Origin of the sequence: Rahnella selenatireducens, assembly GCF_046449555.1 — a bacterium.
GTDB lineage: Bacteria > Pseudomonadota > Gammaproteobacteria > Enterobacterales > Enterobacteriaceae > Rahnella > Rahnella selenatireducens.
The window spans coordinates 294,521-312,350 of record NZ_JBKEZJ010000006.1 but is presented as its reverse complement, the minus strand read 5'-3'; the positions used below and the strand labels follow the sequence as shown (position 1 = coordinate 312,350).

Annotated in this window: 15 protein-coding genes; 3 read left to right on the top strand and 12 right to left on the bottom strand. The window is 53.2% G+C overall.

Annotated elements, in window-relative coordinates; genetic code table 11:
* The first annotated feature begins 66 nt into the window (after positions 1-66).
* A complete protein-coding gene (locus tag ACLBVC_RS12830) occupies positions 67-1,785 on the top strand; it encodes a ShlB/FhaC/HecB family hemolysin secretion/activation protein (protein WP_410149911.1) in 1,719 nt (572 codons plus the stop codon).
* A gap of 81 nt (positions 1,786-1,866) precedes the next feature.
* Here the strand turns inward: ACLBVC_RS12830 and trpS are convergent, their stop codons facing one another.
* The 11 genes from trpS to pilM all read right to left on the bottom strand — a co-directional run bounded on the left by trpS (position 1,867) and on the right by pilM (position 11,909).
* The gene (trpS, locus tag ACLBVC_RS12825) at positions 1,867-2,883 is read right to left on the bottom strand and encodes a tryptophan--tRNA ligase (protein WP_410149910.1); all 1,017 of its coding nucleotides are present in this window, start codon (positions 2,881-2,883) and stop codon (positions 1,867-1,869) included.
* A gap of 1 nt (position 2,884) precedes the next feature.
* The gene (locus tag ACLBVC_RS12820; protein WP_410149909.1) at positions 2,885-3,583 is read right to left on the bottom strand and encodes a phosphoglycolate phosphatase; all 699 of its coding nucleotides are present in this window, start codon (positions 3,581-3,583) and stop codon (positions 2,885-2,887) included.
* Complete coding sequence (gene rpe / locus ACLBVC_RS12815; protein WP_152327511.1) at positions 3,576-4,253, bottom strand: ribulose-phosphate 3-epimerase; 678 nt, start codon at positions 4,251-4,253, stop codon at positions 3,576-3,578. Before rpe ends, ACLBVC_RS12820 begins: the two co-directional genes overlap by 8 nt.
* A gap of 50 nt (positions 4,254-4,303) precedes the next feature.
* Complete coding sequence (dam, locus tag ACLBVC_RS12810) at positions 4,304-5,119, bottom strand: adenine-specific DNA-methyltransferase (protein ID WP_410149908.1); 816 nt, start codon at positions 5,117-5,119, stop codon at positions 4,304-4,306.
* Between the two features lie 80 nt (positions 5,120-5,199).
* The gene (locus ACLBVC_RS12805) at positions 5,200-6,258 is read right to left on the bottom strand and encodes an SPOR domain-containing protein (RefSeq protein WP_410149907.1); all 1,059 of its coding nucleotides are present in this window, start codon (positions 6,256-6,258) and stop codon (positions 5,200-5,202) included.
* A 129-nt stretch (positions 6,259-6,387) separates the two neighbouring features.
* Positions 6,388-7,470 carry a 3-dehydroquinate synthase gene (gene aroB / locus ACLBVC_RS12800; RefSeq protein ID WP_195825419.1) on the bottom strand — a complete coding sequence of 361 codons (1,083 nt, stop codon included), beginning with the start codon at positions 7,468-7,470 and terminating at the stop codon, positions 6,388-6,390.
* Positions 7,471-7,526: 56 nt separating this feature from the next.
* Positions 7,527-8,048 (bottom strand): shikimate kinase AroK, encoded by a 522-nt coding sequence (aroK, locus tag ACLBVC_RS12795; RefSeq protein WP_104923635.1) that lies wholly within the window; start codon positions 8,046-8,048, stop codon positions 7,527-7,529.
* Positions 8,049-8,396: 348 nt separating this feature from the next.
* Positions 8,397-9,653, bottom strand: coding sequence for a DNA uptake porin HofQ (hofQ, locus tag ACLBVC_RS12790; protein WP_410149906.1), 1,257 nt, complete (start codon positions 9,651-9,653; stop codon positions 8,397-8,399).
* On the bottom strand, positions 9,653-10,507 hold the full coding sequence (locus tag ACLBVC_RS12785; RefSeq protein ID WP_410149905.1) for a pilus assembly protein PilO: 855 nt from the start codon (positions 10,505-10,507) through the stop codon (positions 9,653-9,655). Before ACLBVC_RS12785 ends, hofQ begins: the two co-directional genes overlap by 1 nt.
* A complete protein-coding gene (locus tag ACLBVC_RS12780; protein ID WP_410149904.1) occupies positions 10,504-11,070 on the bottom strand; it encodes a PilN domain-containing protein in 567 nt (188 codons plus the stop codon). Before ACLBVC_RS12780 ends, ACLBVC_RS12785 begins: the two co-directional genes overlap by 4 nt.
* Positions 11,070-11,909: a pilus assembly protein PilM gene (pilM, locus tag ACLBVC_RS12775; RefSeq protein ID WP_410149903.1), complete on the bottom strand. Its 840-nt coding sequence runs from the start codon at positions 11,907-11,909 to the stop codon at positions 11,070-11,072. Before pilM ends, ACLBVC_RS12780 begins: the two co-directional genes overlap by 1 nt.
* A 121-nt stretch (positions 11,910-12,030) precedes the next feature.
* On the opposite strand from pilM, the gene mrcA reads away from it, so the two are divergent.
* Positions 12,031-14,589: a peptidoglycan glycosyltransferase/peptidoglycan DD-transpeptidase MrcA gene (gene mrcA / locus ACLBVC_RS12770; protein ID WP_410149902.1), complete on the top strand. Its 2,559-nt coding sequence runs from the start codon at positions 12,031-12,033 to the stop codon at positions 14,587-14,589.
* Positions 14,590-14,687: 98 nt separating this feature from the next.
* Here mrcA and nudE read toward each other — a convergent pair whose 3' ends face one another.
* The gene (gene nudE, locus ACLBVC_RS12765) at positions 14,688-15,245 is read right to left on the bottom strand and encodes an ADP compounds hydrolase NudE (protein WP_104923641.1); all 558 of its coding nucleotides are present in this window, start codon (positions 15,243-15,245) and stop codon (positions 14,688-14,690) included.
* Between the two features lie 441 nt (positions 15,246-15,686).
* Between nudE and ACLBVC_RS12760 the strand changes: the two genes are divergently transcribed.
* Positions 15,687-17,828 carry an intracellular growth attenuator family protein gene (locus ACLBVC_RS12760; RefSeq protein WP_410149901.1) on the top strand — a complete coding sequence of 714 codons (2,142 nt, stop codon included), beginning with the start codon at positions 15,687-15,689 and terminating at the stop codon, positions 17,826-17,828.
* Positions 17,829-17,830 lie beyond the last annotated feature (2 nt).

Genomic DNA, 17,830 nt, shown 5'->3' with positions numbered 1-17,830 from the left:
TGTCCGGACATCCGGGGAGCGGGCTTCTCCCTACGGGTTCCCACATTTGCCTGTGCGTTCAAAGGAATGTTTATGAGAATAAAATCCTGCATAGTGGCGTTACTGGGCTCTGTCGTTGGTTACAGTTCGGCAGACATGTTCCCTACGTTGATTGACCCAAATAACCCGGCCAAACTGGCCCAGCCGATTTCACAGCCTCCGGCTAAAACGCAAAAAATCGAACTGCCCGCACAAAAAACCGCCCCCAGCCTGACGCCTCAGACGCTGATAGAGGTGAAGCACATTCAGTTTGTCGGCGGCACGCAATATCCGCTGGATTCTCTGGCTGCGCCTTTCGCTCCTTTTGTCGGCAAGAAAGTGCCGCTGTCGCAGCTACTGGCGGTCGCGGACGGAATTACCCGGCGTTATCATCAGGACGGATTCGTGCTCTCTTATGCGTACATTCCGGCGGATAATTTCAAAGATGGCGTGGTGAAAATCGGGCTGGTCGAAGGGTATATTTCCGGCACGCAGATCCACAGCGATAATCAGCAGGTCGGACGCTGGCTGAGCAAACTGTCGCAACACATCATGGCGGATAAACCGCTGACCCAGGATACGTTCGAGCGCTACACCCTCCTGATGGAGCGCACGCCAGACACCAAAGTGACCGCCTCCGCCAACAACCCAGACAATATCTACGGCGCTACCGTGCTCAATGTGCAGGCGTTGCGCCCGCGTAACTGGAACATTCAAACTGCGGTCGATACGCGTAAAGGCGACAGTTCCGCGGTGGTCAACGCCACGCTCAGTGGGCTGAGCACTTACGGCGAACAGCTGGGAATTGCGACCTTAATTCCGCTGGAAAGCGACTCGCGGAAAACCTATGCAGGTCTGAATTATCAGCAATATCTCGGTGACGACGGGCTGCTGATGCAGCTAAAAGGCAGTTATTACCAGCAGAAAGACAAGGACTACAACACCATTTTGTCGCTGCCGAATGGCATCGACGTCGGTTCGCAGAATACCCAGACGCAATACAACGGCGGCGTCGTGTTCAGTTATCCGCTGGAGCTGACGCGGAAAAAACAGTGGACGATCAGCGGCGGGCTGGATTATCTCGACAAAAAATATGATTACGATTTGCAGGCTAGCCTGGGAAATCAGCGAATCCGGCTGCCGGAAGTAAACCAGCGCATACGCTATCCGGCGGCGGAGATCACGCTGGCAGGTTATCGCGAATATGACCAGTCATACTGGAGCACGAAATTTAACGTCCGTCAGGGGATCGACGGACTGGGCGCGACGAACTCCACGCCCAATGCCGACCTGTCGTTTACCCGCTGGAAATTTAACGGCGACGCGGCATATCTGTTCGACAAAAAATGGCGGCTCAGTACATCGGTCGAAGGCGACTGGTCAGACAATGATTTGCCGGAACCTGAACGGGTGAATTTTGGCGCGCTGCATTACGGACGCGGTTATCCGGACAGCGATGCGCAAGGCGATTACGGCGTCGGCGGCCAGGTGGAACTGCGCTACATCCACAATCTGGAACAGGTAATCTGGCTGAAAACCATTCAGCCTTACACGGTGATCGACGGTGCGCACACCGAATTCAATCAGCCCGGATTACCGAAACAGAATCTGTCTTCTTATGCGATTGGCGTGATGTTTGGCGATAACCGTCACTACACGTTATCGGTAGAAGCCGCGCGGGCCATTGGCGATGTGCCACTCGACAGTAATTCCAGGGACTGGCGCTACAACGCGACGTTTACCTACAACTTCAGCGCCGGTTCATAACGCGTTCTTTACCCGGTAATCCAAATCAAAAAAGCCACGTCCCGGAAGGCGTGGCTTTTCATTTTCAAATAGACTCAGCGATTAAGGCGCAGTCACAAAACCGATAGCTTCATAGGCTTTTGCCAGCGTCACTTTAGCGCGTGCGCGGGCTTTCTCAGCACCTTCGCGCATCACGTCCTGCAGATAAGCTTCGTCGTTACGGAAACGGTGATAACGCTCCTGCACTTCCGTCAGCATACCGGCTACGGCTTCAGCGACAGCACCTTTCAGATGACCATACATCTGGCCTTCGAATTGGGCTTCCAGTTCTGGAATCGCCTTACCCGTCACGCCGGACAGAATATCCAGCAAGTTAGACACGCCCGGCTTGTTTTTCACGTCATAACGCACGACTGGCGGCTCTTCGGAATCGGTCATCGCGCTTTTGATTTTTTTGGACACCGCTTTAGGATCTTCCAGCAGGCCGATCACGTTTTTACGGTTGTCATCCGACTTGGACATCTTTTTGGTCGGTTCCTGCAACGACATCACGCGGGCACCGGATTTCGGAATAAACGGCTCAGGCACGGTAAACACATCACCGTACAGCGCATTGAAGCGGCTGGCGATGTCGCGGCTCAGCTCCAGATGTTGTTTCTGGTCTTCACCGACCGGTACCTGGTTAGTCTGGTACAGCAGAATATCAGCAGCCATCAGCACCGGGTAATCAAACAGACCCGCGGTAATGCTTTCGCTGTTGGACGTTTCGTAACGCGCTGATTTGTCTTTAAACTGCGTCATGCGACCCAGCTCGCCGAAATAGGTATAACAGTTCAGCGCCCAGCTCAGCTGGGAATGCTCAGGAACATGAGACTGCACGAAGATGGTACTTTTCTTCGGATCAATGCCGACAGCCAGATAAAGCGCCAGCGTATCAAGCGTCGCTTTACGTAGCTGAGCGGGATCCTGACGTACGGTGATCGCATGCAAATCGACGATGCAGTAAATGCATTCGTAATCGTCCTGCATATGAACCCATTGACGCAGCGCACCCATGTAGTTGCCAATGGTCAGTTCACCGGAGGGCTGTGCGCCACTAAATACGATGGGTTTACTCATTTTATGCTTCCTGATCTTTTAAAGATGACAGCCCCAGAGTGGGCAAAAGGTCGGCGAAATGATCCAGCACGCGATCGGGTTTCGTCAGCGCGATAGATTCACCGTAGTTATAGCCATAAGTCATGCCCACGCAAGGGCAGCCCGCCGCCTGAGCGCACTGAATATCGTTGCGGGAATCGCCAACAAATACCATTTCACTGGCACGCAGACCGAGTTTTCCCAGCATCAGATAGACCGGCGCCGGATGCGGTTTTTTCACCACAACGTCATCGCCGCCAATCACCAGCGAGAAATAGCTGTCGATGCCCAGTGAGGCAAGCAGAGGCGCGATAAACGGCGTGGGTTTGTTGGTGACCAGCCCTAATGGCAGATCCCGAGCCGCCAGCGCGGCCAGCGTTTCTTTCACCTGCGGGTATAAACGGCTGCCTGAAGCGGCGGTATCGGCGTAGTAATGGTCAAACTTATCGCGTACTTTTTGCAGGAATTCCGGTGACAAATCACCTTCTGCCCAGCGAACCGCGCGTTCAACCATCACGTCGGCACCGTTACCAATCCAGGTGCTCAGGCGCTCAACGCCTGCGGCCGGTAAACCAAAATCATGCAGCGCCAGATCAACCGCTTCGGAAAGGCCCGGCGCGCTGTCGACCAGCGTACCGTCTAAATCAAACGCAATACCGCGGGCAACCAGAGGCTCAGTCATGGGAGACCTTAGCCAGTTCGCTGCGCATATGGTCAATCACGGTGCGGTAGTCAGGCTGGTTAAAGATGGCGGAACCGGCGACGAACATGTCTGCACCGGCTGCGGCGATTTCGCGGATATTCTCGGCTTTCACGCCGCCATCGATTTCGAGGCGAATGTCGTAACCGCTGTCATCGATAATTTTGCGAACCTGGCGCAGTTTATCTAGCGTGCCGGGAATAAATGACTGACCGCCAAAGCCCGGGTTGACGGACATCAGCAAGATTACATCAAGTTTATCCAGGACATAATCCAGATAACTCAGGGACGTCGCCGGGTTGAAAACCAGACCGGCTTTGCAGCCGTGGCTTTTAATCAGTTGCAGCGAACGGTCAACGTGCTCTGAGGCTTCAGGATGGAAAGTGATGTAAGACGCGCCGGCTTCTGCAAAATCCGGGATCAGACGATCGACCGGTTTCACCATCAGATGCACGTCGATAGGCGCCGTGATGCCGTAATTGCGTAATGATTTGAGGACCATCGGCCCCATCGTTAAATTCGGGACGTAGTGATTGTCCATCACATCAAAATGGACGACATCTCCGCCAGCTTCCAATGCTTTCGCCGTGTCCTCACCCAAACGGGCAAAGTCAGCCGATAGAATGGACGGTGCAATCAAAAACTGTTTCATCCGCTTCTCCAAACGATAAGGTTACCAGATGATCACCGGCTACCCGGTAATCAGCGATATAACGCTAAAAGTTCATTTACCATGCTGCGTTGGGCAACTTTGCTGCTGATGGTCCGGCGCGCCGAGACGCGGTGCAGTTGTTTCGCCTCTGCGTACCATTCCAGCGTCAGCGGAGTTTCATGGTTGGAAATCAGCACCGGCACATTATTTTCATTGGAAAGCTGATACGCCAGCCGCGCCAGATTGCGCTGATCTTCCATACTAAAACTGTTGGTGTGGTACGCCGTAAAATTGGCCGTCGCCGAAAGCGGTGCATAAGGGGGATCACAATACACCACCGAACCCGACTGCGCTTTCAGCAAAGTGTCCTGATAATGCTCGCAAACAAACACCGCATTGCGGGCTTTTTCCGCAAACCAGTGGAGCTCTTCTTCAGGGAAATACGGCTTTTTATAGCGTCCGAACGGGACATTAAACGCACCACTGAGGTTATAACGACAAAGGCCGTTGTAACAATGTCGGTTGAGATAGAGGAAAAGTACCGAACGACGATAAGGATCGCTGCTGGCATTAAACTCAGCCCTCAGTGCGTAAAAACGATCTGATTCATTAAATTCAGGCGTGAAAAGCACACGGGCGTCGCGTACGAATTCTTCGGTACGCATTTTCACGATGTTATAGAGATTGATCAGGTCGCTGTTGATGTCTGCCAGAATATAAGCGTCATACTCGGTATTCAAAAATACCGAACCCGCGCCAACAAAAGGCTCTATCAAACAATCTCCCGCTGGAAGATGACGTCTTATGTCATCAATCAGCGGGTATTTGCCGCCAGCCCACTTCAAAAACGCGCGGTTCTTCTTCATGCCGTCAGTTAGCTACTTATACAATTCACAGCCGCGGATTGTATCCTGTTTTTAGACAGCAAATCGCGTTGAGATCAGATTCATTTTTTCAGGTCTTGCTGTACCTGGTGTACAGGTTTGACCCACGGTTTTTTCGCCTGAACTTCCGCAGGCAAGCTGGAAATGGCACGTTTAGCCTCTGCGGAAGAGGCGTAATTACCACTGACCAGCACAAACCACGGCTTCCCGTCGCGGGCTGTCTGATAAACCAGATAATTTTTCAGACCCTGCTGTCTGGCGAACGCGTTCAACGTACTTGACTGAGAAGCACCGCTCAATTGCAGGGTAAAATGCGAACCCGGAGCAGACTTAATCGCAGATGCGCTGCCGGAAGCAACAACAGGGGCTGAGACAGCCGGTGCGGCTGACGGATGTTTCGCAGGAGATTTCGTCGCCTGAGGCTGAGACTTCGCGGTCTGCGATGACGTTGACGCCGTTTTGTGTTCAGCCGGTTTCGCGGTATGAGCAGATTGAGTATTACGCGCTGTCTGTGCAGGGCGTGTATGCGTTGCTGCTGGCTGAGAGGCCGCAGGCATCTGAGTCCGCGCCGAACCATTCACCGTTGCCGGAGCTGTCGGTAAAGAGGTCAGTGACTGGGCACCGGGCGTCATGCTGCCCTGCGCTACGCCATCTACCTGATTCTGCTGGGAAGATAAGGCATCGCCCATATCGCCCGGCAAATCGACACGCTCTTTCTGCCCGGTATCTGGCAGAGGCTGCGCTTCAGTCGGTGTGGAAGAAACTGGCGGTAAACCAATGCTCTGAGGTTGCTGGCCGTTAGCCGCCTGCGCCGTATTCGCCTGAGCTTGCGCAGAAGGTTGAGCCGGAGCGGCGGCATTGTTGCCCGCAAGGTCGTTGCCCGCGAGATTAATATCTTTAGGCCCGTTGTTCTGCTGTGCGGATGGAGTAGTCGTTGGCGACTTCATCGCGGAACCGATGCCGACAATCAGCAATACCAGCACCACAATACCAATGCCGATCATCACGTACTGACGATTCACAGGAACCTTTGGAATGGAAGGAGACGGTTTGCGTGCGCGCGGTGGGCGGCGATCGCTGGTGTCTGGTTTGAGATCGTCTTCCGGTGTTAAATCATCCATCTAAAACCTCCAACCCGGCTAAAAACCTGAAACAGGTTTTAGGCGGAGCAACTATCCTGACTAAAAAATAAAGCTTTGCTGGGCATTGGTAAAATCGGTCGTTATCTGGCCAAAATCATGGCCGCAGTCTTAACGGCAATCTTCAATCGAAGCCAGCACCATTTCATGCGATACGCCGGAGCGCACTTCAGACTGACCAATTGCTTTAGGTAAAACCAGACGCAGCTCGCCAGCCAGTACTTTCTTATCTCGCATCATGTGCGGCAGATAAGACTGCGCTTCCATGACCTGCGGGCCTGCAACCGGTAAACCCGCGCGGGTTAACAACGCTTTGACCCGGGCGATATCTCCCAGGCTAAATTGCCCGAGGCGATGCGCGGTATAACACGCCATCACCATACCTGCCGCGACGGCTTCGCCGTGCAACCAGTTGCCATAACCCATTTCTGCTTCAATAGCATGGCCATAAGTATGGCCCAGATTCAGTAAGGCGCGCATACCATTTTCGCGTTCATCGGCAGCCACAACCTCAGCTTTCAGCTCGCAGCAACGACGGATGCAATAAGCCAGCGCGTTCATATCCAGCGCCAGCAATGCGTCCATGTTGTCTTCAAGCCAGACAAAGAAATCGGCATCCAAAATAATGCCGTATTTGATAACTTCCGCGAGACCCGATGACATTTCACGGGCAGGCAGCGTTCGCAGACAGTCGAGATCAACCACCACCGACGCAGGTTGATAAAACGCGCCGATCATGTTTTTTCCGAGTGGATGGTTTACCGCCGTTTTACCGCCGACGGAAGAATCAACCTGAGACAGCAACGTGGTTGGCACCTGAATAAAGCGCACACCGCGTTGATAACTGGCAGCAGCGAAGCCGGTTAAATCACCGACTACGCCGCCACCAAGGGCGACAAGCGTGGTATCACGTCCGTGCGGCTTTTCGAGCAGCGCGGAAAACACGTCATTCAGAACAGTCAGGGATTTGTATTGTTCACCATCAGGTAGTATCACCTGATCAACACGAACGCCTGCCTGCTCCAGAACTGAACGGATAGCGTCCAGATAGAGAGGAGCAAGCGTTTCATTGGTCACTATCATGACCTGATCGCCTGCCTTTACCGGCATAAAAGAAGCCGGATCGTGGAACAATCCGGCAGCAATCGTAATGGGGTAGCTACGCTCCCCTAACGTTACGGTAATCCTCTCCATGTCGTGCTTTGTAACCTTTTTAGCTGACACCCTCAGGCGATGATTGGAACCAAGAATCAGTTACTTTCCAGCATGTTAATAATCTGGTTAGCCACGACTTTGGCGCTTTGATCATCGGTACGAATAGTGACGTCGGCAATCTCTTCATACAAAGGATTGCGTTCCTTCGCCAGTGCTTCAAGCACTTCACGTGGCGGAGCACTCACTTGTAATAATGGACGTTTTTTGTCGCGTTGTGTACGCGCCAGTTGTTTTTCGATGGTAGTTTCAAGATAGACGACAACGCCACGCGCTGACAAACGGTTACGGGTTTCACGTGATTTAACGGAACCCCCACCAGTTGCCAGAACAATGCCCTGTTTTTCTGTCAGTTCGTTGATCACTTTTTCTTCGCGGTCGCGGAATCCGTCTTCGCCTTCTAAATCAAATACCCAGCCCACATCAGCTCCGGTACGTCGCTCAATTTCGTGATCGGAGTCGAAAAACTCCATATTGAGTTGCTGAGCTAACTGTCGACCAATAGTGCTTTTGCCGGCACCCATAGGCCCAACCAGAAAGATATTGCGTTTCTCTGCCATGTTTTTCGGTATTACTAAGACAATTCGTTGATGATAACCCGCCCCGCCAATCAAATCAGCGGCGGGACCTAAACTGAAACCTCATGAGCGATATAGTGCGAGATCAGAAAAAAATTATCTCAACACTCTTGGTAGTTTGGCAACCGAATAAATCACTTTGCACGCCGCAGGAGGGAAACCGTACGTTTTTATCGGCGTGTCTGTCGTAATAAAAAGATCACGGTGCTCAATTCGGTAACCCTTGTAAGCTAAATCGACGGCAGCGTCAAACTCAGAAGCCTCTCACGACACAAAAAGTTGCATGCGCTCAACGTTATTGTGCAATTTCAGTTAAGTCAGAATACCCGTTTATTGGGTACGGATTAAGGTCGGAGTGATGAAAATCACCAACTCGCGCCGCTGTTCATTCGTGTACTGGTGTTTAAACAAGGAACCGATGACGGGAATGTCGCCCAGCACCGGCACTTTTGTGTCTGTTTTTTGGTTTTTTCGCTGAAAAATCCCGCCAAGCACGAGGGTTTCCCCGTCTCTCACCGTCACCTGCGTTTTAATTTCCTGCTTATCTATAGCCAGCGCTTCGCCTTCGGCCTGTTTGATGCTTCGCCCCGGCATATTTTGGCTGATTTGCAGCGCCAGCTCGATACGCCCGTCACGCAGAATTTTCGGTGTCACTTCCATGCCGAGTACCGCCTCTTTAAATTCAACCGACGTACTACCGCTGGCACCGCTTGAAACCTGATACGGAATCTCGGTGCCCTGCTTGATGCTCGCAGTTTGCATGTGCGCCGTCAGCAGGCGCGGGCTGGCGATGATATCCACCTTATCTTCCTGTTCAAGCGCCGTGAGTTCCAGATCCAGAATCCGGCCACTGATGTGCGCCAGATTAAAACCTGCGGCAAACATCGGGTTCTCTACCGGCATCCCCATATTGAAATTATTGACGCGTACCGCTTTGGTGATGGCCTCTTCTCCGTTGAATCCCCAGCGCACACCCAGTTCGCGCAGACTTTCGCTGTTCATCGTGACAATATGCGCAGCCAGTTGTACCTGCTGTAGCGGTAAATCCATCTCTTTTACCCACGGTTCTGCGACATCCAGCGCCTCGCGGGTATCACGTAATAAAAGTGTGTTGGTGCGGGGATCGGCAGTGGCGCTGCCTTTGGGCGAAAGCAGCGAGCCTTTTTGCGCGTTCAGGCTAAGCGCAACTTCTTTTGCATCGGCATATTTCAGCGACACCGTCAGGCTGAGAACCGGGCTTTGCTGCGCCATTTGATCTGCGGCGTCCTGACGCTGCTGCTGTTGCACAAGCGGGTCGATAACCGGTGACACCAGCAAAACATTCCCCTGCAACTGGCTGGTGAGATGGCTCATTTGCAAAATGATGTCCAGCGCCTGCTGCCAGGGGACATTTTTCAGCTTCACGCTGATCTGGCCGTCGACGCCCGGCGCTATCACCAGATTTAACTCCCGCGTTTCCGCAAGTGCCTGCAATACCATCGCAACCGGAGAGGCCTGGAATTCGAGTGAAACCGTTGGCAGCGTTGCCGCTTTCACCCCACTGGAACAGAACAGTAACACTGCGAAGAGATAACGGATGTTGTTCATTAATTTCCTTTCCCTGGAGAATTCGTGTTTTTGCTAAGCCAAAGTGACTGTCGCTGCTCGCCACAGCGGGGATCCGCCATGCTGAGCTCAGCGTGTGAGCTGTCCAGATTGTCGATGGTCCACGCAGGCGTGCCGAGCTGTGTACCCGTTTCAACACGGGTCCATCGTCCCTCCGGTGAAAGCAGCCAGCCGGAAAGCTGCTCACCGGCATAATAAACACCGCTTAACCGCCACAAAAGCGGTTGAACGGCGGTTGTGCAGGACGATGAAGCGGCCACAGCGAACGGATCTCGCTGTGTCACCGCAGTGATAGCATTTTCAGGAAGAAATTCCAGACCCGTCGTTTGTGTCAGTAAAACAGACGCCGTCATTTCACTTCCGGCAGATTGCAGAATCAGTTCACTGAATGCGGGCGGTTCCGGCTGCTGCTGAAGTGCTGACAGAAAATTCATCAGACTACTGAAGGATAATTTGAGCTGCAATTCTCCCTGTGACGCTGCTGACATTTCGGTCGCAGGCTGCCAGCGGATCAACGTGGCTTGTGCATCTTTTAACGACTGTGAAAATTGCTGCTCAAGCGGCAAACGCGGCTGTTCCTCCGGCGTATTTTCCTTTAGCGAAGGCTCAAGACTGTCTAGCGCCGGGGCGTGTAATAATGTCGCCTGCGCCCGCGAAAACGTCAGTTGCTGCGCTTCGGTTTGCTGCTTTAATTCTGTTTGCTCAAGCCATAAGCCCCGGAGCAAAAACTGATAACACATCAGAACGAGCACCAGTGCGCATCCAGCCAGTGCCGCAAGACGTTGCCAGCCCGGTTTTTCCATCAGCGGTTCAAGGTACGCGGAGAATGTCGTCATCGTGGCAACACCTCATTAGCCGGTACAGCATTCTTCGGTTGAAAACGGGTTGTCAGCACAAAACTCAGCGCATGATCAGGTTGCTGCTCAACGTTCGACAGATGAACATCCCTCAGCAACGGGCTGGCGCTCAGCCTTTCGCTGAAGGCCAGAATGTCGTGATAAAAACGCCCCCCTCCTTTTAACGTCAGTTGCCCCTGATGTTCAGTCAGCTCGCTCAGCCAGACTTCCGCCGGGATCTGCACCGACAGCAGAACCATAAGTTGCAGATCGTTCAGGCTGGCCTGTCTGCGCTGCTGGCTCGCGGCACGTTTTTCGGCGATGACTTTGTGCTCAGCCAGCGCAGAGGTCACACGGCGTTGCTGAAGCGATAACTTTTGCACGCAGGAAGCCAGTGCAGATAAATGCACCTGCAACAGCGCTCGTTCCTGAAGCATAAAAAGCGACAGACAGAAAACGCCGCATATCACACAGACAGGCACACTCACGAAAAGCCTGAGCCAGTAGCGCAAAAGGCGCTGACGGCGCAATGTGCGCCACGGCATGAAGTTAACCTGCAGCATCAGTAATCTGCCTGCCTGAGCGCCAGTCCGACAGCGGGAGCAAATGCGCCGGGGTTGGCCGGAAGCGGCGCAGACAGCTGACCGATAGCACTCAGTGGCGACCAGTTCTGCATCAGCGATTGCGGTGATTCACCACTAAAAAACACGTCACGGCTGCACAATGTGGCTGCGCGATATTGAGAACGTACTTTTTCTAACAAGGAGGAATCAGTTTCGATTTCTCCGTGAGAAAACAGGCCAAACTGAAAAGGCAGGCTGTGCGGAGAAACCCACAGGAAAGCGTCATCCAGCGGATGGACAAGCAACGCATCCCCCGGAAGCCCGGCGGCATGCGCGGCAACGTGCAGCGCACAGGGGGCGAGTTCGATGGTATCGGGAAACAGACGCGCCTGAGCCATGCAGGTCATCCATTGTTCAATTTCCTGCTGACGCGCCGCCGTCACGACAATCTGATTATCGCCATGAGGGTCAGCGCGGTAATCCATCACCAGGTGTTCCATGCTCAGCGGAAACTGTTTGGCGGCGCTGGTAAAGATAAATGCGCTGCGGGCGGGTTCGCGTAAACGGCTGTCCGGCTCGGCCATGCGCTGTTGCATAATCCTTTGTGCAGGAAGACTTATTCGCAGCGAAATAGTTTCCGGTAGGGTTTTTCGCCAGCACGATAAAATGGCGATCAGCGGCGCGGTCTCATGTAATATCCCCTCCCGCAATGTGAAATCGGGCAAGGGATGTTGCCACCAGTGACGTAATTGCCAGCCATGCCGCCGCCGCTGAACGGCAATCGCACGGGCAAAACCGGCTTGAATATCCAGACCTACCTGCCATGCTTGTAGTCGCATTTTCGTCCAATCTCCATATTGTCAGGTAAATAAAAGAACGTATCCATGTTGCTGGCTTGCCTTTATACTACCGCGCGGTTGTTTATAAACTGCCCAATTGACACTTAATGGGAAATCTCAGGTGAAGTTCGTAAAGTATTTATTGATTCTTGCAGTGTGTTGCATTTTGCTGGGAGCGGCCTCGATCTTCGGTTTGTATAAATATATCGAGCCTCAGCTTCCCGACGTCGCCACGCTTAAAGACGTGCGCTTGCAAACACCGATGCAAGTTTTCAGTGCTGAAGGTGATTTGATCGCCCAGTACGGTGAAAAGCGCCGTATCCCACTGAAACTTGACCAGATCCCACCGGAGATGGTGCATGCGTTTATCGCAACAGAAGACAGTCGTTTCTATGAACATCACGGCGTGGACCCGATCGGTATTTTCCGTGCGGCTTCCGTTGCGCTGGTGTCTGGTCACGCCTCACAGGGCGCGAGTACCATTACTCAGCAGTTAGCCCGTAACTTCTTCCTCAGCCCTGAACGCACGCTGACCCGTAAAATCAAGGAAGCTTTTCTGGCCATCCGTATCGAACAGATGATGTCCAAAGATGAAATCCTTGAGCTGTATCTGAACAAGATCTACCTCGGTTATCGCGCCTATGGCGTCGGTGCCGCAGCGCAGGTTTATTTCGGTAAAAACGTCGATCAGCTGACGCTCAGTGAAATGGCGGTGATTGCCGGTCTGCCTAAAGCGCCGTCAACCTTCAACCCGCTTTATTCCCATGACCGTTCTCTGGCCCGCCGGAATACCGTGCTGGCCCGTATGCTTGATGAGAAATACATCACGCAGGCGCAGTACGATCAGGCACGTGCAGAGCCTCTGGTGGCGAATTATCATGCCCCGCACATTGAATTCTCCGCGCCGTATCTGACTGAAATGGTGCGTCAGGAGATGGTGAAACGTTATGGCGATAACGCCTATAACGATGGCTATATGGTTTACACCACCATTACCAAAAAAACGCAGCTGGCCGCGCAGGAAGCTTTGCGCACCAACGTGATGAACTACGACATGCGTCATGGCTACCGCGGCCCGTCAAATCAGTTGTGGAAAGTCGGCGAGCCCGCGTGGGACGAGAACAAGATTGTGCAGTCTCTGAAAACGCTGCCGGTTTATGGCCCGCTGTTCCCGGCGGTAATCACGGCAACAGATGACGCTCAGGCCACTGCCACGATGTCGAATCGCGCCGTGATCAGCCTGCCCTTTAGCGGCATGCGCTGGGCGCGTCCTTATCGCAGCGACACCGCGCAGGGCCCGACGCCGAAACGCGTTTCCGACGTGGTTCAGCCCGGTCAGCAGGTTTGGGTGCGTAAAGTGGGCGATGACTGGTGGCTGGCGCAGGTTCCTGACGTCAACTCGGCCATTGTTTCCCTGAACTCAACGGACGGTGCGATTGAAGCGCTGGTCGGCGGTTTTGACTTCAACCAGAGCAAATTTAACCGTGCTAATCAGGCGGTGCGTCAGCTCGGTTCGAACATCAAACCGTTCCTCTATACCGCCGCGATGGATAAGGGCCTGACACTGGCAACTATCCTCAACGACATGCCGATTACCCGCTGGGATGCCGGTGCGGGCACTGACTGGCGTCCGAAAAACTCACCGCCTACGTATTACGGCCCGATTCGTTTACGTCAGGGGCTGGGTGAATCCAAGAACGTGGTGATGGTGCGTGCGATGCGTGCGATGGGTGTGGATTACGCGGCAGAATACCTGCAGCGCTTCGGCTTCCCGGCAGCGAACATCGTTCACTCCGAATCCCTGGCGCTGGGCTCGGCTTCATTCACCCCGCTCCAGGTTGTGCGTGGTTATGCGACGCTGACCAACGGCGGCTTCCTGGTTGATCCGTATTTCATCACCAAAATCGTGGATGAATCCGGTCAGGTGCAGTTTGAAGCGAAACCGAAAATTGCCTGCCGCACCTGTAATATTCCGGTGATCTACGGCGAAACTCAGAAATCTGCCGTGCTGTCGGATGACAATGTTGAAAACGTGGCAACGTCTACGTCGAACAACAATGTCAGCGTACCAACTCCGCAGCTGGAACAGGTTCCGCCGAACTCGCCACAGGTTGATGCCGCGCAGCAATACGCACCTCACGTTATCAGCGCACCGCTGTCATTCCTGATCAGCGACGCCCTGAACTCCAACATCTTCGGGGAACCGGGCTGGATGGGAACAGGCTGGCGCGCAGGACGTGATTTGAAGCGTCATGATATTGGCGGCAAAACCGGCACGACCAACAGCTCGAAAGATGCCTGGTTCTCCGGATACGGCGGCCCGGAAGTGGTGACGTCTGTCTGGATTGGTTTCGACGATCATCGCCGTGATTTAGGCCGCACAACGGCTTCTGGTGCGATCCCGGATCAGATTTCAGGCTATGAAGGTGGGGCGAAGAGCGCACAGCCTGCGTGGGATGATTATATGAAATCCGTGCTGGAAGGCGTGCCTGAACAACCGCAGACGCCGCCTCCGGGCATTGTCACGGTAACCATCGATAAGAGCACCGGTAAGTTGTCCGACGGCGGGGGTAACAGCCGTCCGGAATACTTCATCGACGGAACGCAGCCGACTGAACATGCGGTTCATGAGGTCGGAACAACCATTATGGATAATGGTCAGGAACACGAACTGTTCTGATGGCGTGAAAGAATAAGTTGTCCGGTGCAAACTGCCGGATAATAAAAAGCCGGTCTGCATAATGCACGACCGGCTTTTTTTTTGGATGTGGTTCCCGTTTAGCGCGCGTTACGCGTCAGGAAATCATGCGCGAGGAATAGCGCACTGACGTTACGTGCCTCGCAAAAATCAGGATGTTGCAGCAGTTCCATCATGCGCGAAACCGGCCAGCGGGTTTGCGGCAGAGGCTCCGGCTCATCACCTTCCAGACTTTGCAGATACAAATCTTTGGCGATGACGATATTCATGCGGCTCGAGAAATACGACGGAGCCATGGTCAGTTTTGCCAGCACATCAAAGTGTCGTGCGCCAAAACCGACCTCTTCCATCAGTTCGCGGTTCGCCGCTTCAAGCACACCTTCACCGGCATCAATGAGCCCTTTAGGAAATCCCAGTTCGTAGCTTTCGATCCCCACGGCATATTCGTGGATAAGCACCAGCTCATCGTCAATGACCGGGATAATCATCACCGCTTCGCGTTCAGAAGGGCGCATGCGCTCATAGACGCGCTCGGCGCCATTGCTGAAAGCCAGTTCGACGGATTCAATGGTGAACAAACGCGAACGGGCAACGGTTTCCACCTTCAGGATTTTCGGTTTTTGCAGGTGTTGTGTCATTTCATCCCCAGCTTATTATTCACCTGACCAGAGGCGTTCTAACGGGTTCGTTTTACAATTAAAAAGCCGCTTGCAGAAGTCATTGTGCGTTAATGCGGGCCAGAATCGCAATATTTACAGAATAACATCCGTGCCGCCGCTCCCTTTAGCAAGAATTTTTGCTTAAAAAGCACGCCCGCCCGGTTTAAAAAGACGCGTTGACTTACCGGTGTCACACTTTTGCTTTAACAAAAACACACCCATATCAAAATAGGATTATACCGATACCCTGAACTTCACAATTACCGGTATCCTTTACATTGGTGTTTTTGTGCACACTATTCAGGTAAATAATAATAAAATTCCTATCAAAAAGGCCGCCGCGCGCAAAATGTGCATTTCGTTTATGTATAATACTTTCACAGAGTTGACGTAAGTCACCCACGTCTGAACGGGGATCGGATGAGCACAGTAGTCGTGACACTGGTTTTGTTGTGTATCGCAATCATTGCCACAGGGTCTTATTTTTGGCTTGTAATGCGTCGTCGCCAACGCGACGAGTCCGTCGTGCGATTCCCCACACCCAGCCAGCGGAAACTTTCACAGAAAGAGCGCGACGCTGTCGAACGCTATCTTCGTCAGAATGAAGGGCTCGGTCAGACGCCAATTACCCACCGCAATGATCTGATTATCCTGCGCGATAAGCTCACCCTGACGACAAAAAGTGAGCATGTCTACAGCGTGACAAAAGCGATCACGCGCTATGGTGTCGCCAGCGAAGATCCCAATAAATGGCGCTATTTCCTGGACGCCACTGAAATCCATCTCCCCCCTTTCTGGGAGCAATATATTGCTCAGGAAAATCTGGTTGAGCTGATCAAAACCCAAACCATGCCGCTGGTGATTTCGCTCAACGGTCACACGCTGGCCGATCACATTTACGAAGGGCCCGCGCCTGTTTCTGCCGTTATCCCCTCACAGCCGCAAAATGCCTCGATTCGTCATGAAGAAAGCGAACATATCGAGCTGGTAAAAGTGCGCAGGGAAACGCGGGAAGAGCACGCGCTGACCCGTTCTAACGGCGTGAAAGAAGCGCTGGCTATCTCCGGCGCGCTTCTTCTGTTATTTATCACGCTGCAAAGCCCGGTCATGTTGCTGCCCTGGCTGCTGACACTTTCTGCCTGTCTGGTGGCATGGGTCATCTGGCGGCTGGCGTCCGAACGTTTAGGTAAAAATCGTAAGGAAATCCACTGCCTGCGCGGCTTACCTAAACGCTGGGGTCTGTTTGGCGAATCCAAGCAGGGCGATATCAGTAACATTTCACTGGGTGCTGTCGATCTGGTTTATCCGCCGCACTGGCAGCCTTATATCGGCCGTGACTTAGGACAACCGACTGACGTCGAAGTGTATATGAACAGCCAGGTTGTTCGTCAGGGAAGCTATCTGTCGCTGCATGAAGAAGTGAAAAAATACCCGCTCCAGCTTTGGGGTAAAAATCTGGTGCTGGCAACCTGCGCTTTCCTCCTGCTGCTGGTTTTACTGGTTTATGTCCCTCTCGGCTTGCCTTTAAAACTCAGCATGGCGTGGCTTCAGGGCGCACAAAGTTCTCAGGTCAACAGCGTGCAGGAACTGGAAAAAACGGCATTGCGCGTCGGTGATACCCTGAAAGTGCAGGGCACCGGAATGTGCTACGTCCCGCCGTCCGCCAGCCGCACGGCTTCCAGTTATATGCCTTTTGACTGCTCCGGGATTTACTGGAATACCGCGACGCCGCTGCCCGTTCCGCAGTCTGAAATTATTGATGCCGCCACCGCGTTGCAGACCACGGTGAATAACCAGATGCATCCGGGGGAAAGCCCGGAACAAAACATCAACCCGCAACTGGCGACCGCCATTGAAAAATCCGGCATGATCCTGCTCGATGATTTCGCGGATATCGTTTTGAAAACCGAAACGCTATGCGGTAAGAGCAATGACTGTGTGCGTCTGAAAAATGCGCTGGTCAATCTGGGTAACTCCAATAACTGGAACGCATTAGTAAAACGCGCGAAAGCCGGTTCATTGCAAGGGATAAACGTCTTGCTGCGCCCGGTCAGTGCGCAATCCCTGAGTGAGCTGGTTAACAACGCTACGTCTTCGTTCTTTATTCAGGAAACCCGCCGCGCTGCAGACAGCCTGAACAGCCCGCCGCCGGGAGGCTTTTTGATCAGCAATGATGAAGGACATCAGCTTATTGAAATGCCGGTGCCGCAAGCCGGGTTATCCGGAAATCCGGCACAGGATCAGTGGAAACAGCTGCAACATCTTTCGTCAATGCTGCTGCATACGCCGTTCAGCGCGCAGGGCGTGATTACCAGTATCAGCATTGATGCCAACGGAACCCGTCATATTTCACTGCACAGCGAGCCGGATATTTCGACGCTATGGCGCTATCTGGGTACCAGTTTACTGCTGTTCCTGCTCATCGGGGTTCTGCTGGTGAATACCGTTCTGTTTGTCCGCCGCTTCGTTAAAGATAAACGCCGTATCGACGACATTCAGCAATATTACAACTCTTGCTTTCACCCCACGCTGATGCCGATGCCGGCCCATAATCCCGGTTGAAA